This is a genomic window from Pseudomonas sp. 2995-3 (assembly GCF_002742565.1).
Lineage (GTDB): Bacteria > Pseudomonadota > Gammaproteobacteria > Pseudomonadales > Pseudomonadaceae > Aquipseudomonas > Aquipseudomonas edaphica.
The window spans coordinates 1-355 of sequence record NZ_LJSB01000132.1 but is presented as its reverse complement, the minus strand read 5'-3'; the positions used below and the strand labels follow the sequence as shown (position 1 = coordinate 355).

The window sequence follows — 355 nt, the reverse complement described above, 5'->3', positions numbered from 1 at the left end:
GGAGATTTGGATTAACGATTTAAAAAATCTACGCCCTTTAAAGGATTGGCATTGTTATTATTTAGCCAAAACACTCTTTTTTGTAGGGGAATATTCTCGTGCTTATAGGTGGTACAAAAAACTGTATAATTACAGTGATTTCTTTAAAACACCATCTTACTTTCATCAAATGGCAATTGCGGCCTGGAAAAATGGGAATCGTTCCAGAGCTAAGGATCTATGGGAAGAAACGAAGGTTAGAGATCATCAAAATGAACAAATTGCTAATGAATACCTAAAAGTGTTGGCATCAGCTGGCGATGGTGTAATTCCTGAAGATCGTTGGTTTATCTATTCCGAGCCTATACCGACACAG

1 protein-coding gene is annotated in these 355 nt (G+C 37.2%); it reads left to right on the top strand.

Annotated elements, in window-relative coordinates:
• Nucleotides 1–355, top strand: a 355-nt coding sequence (locus tag AOA62_RS31740) for a tol-pal system YbgF family protein (RefSeq protein WP_158235121.1), incomplete at both ends; no start/stop codon positions are given.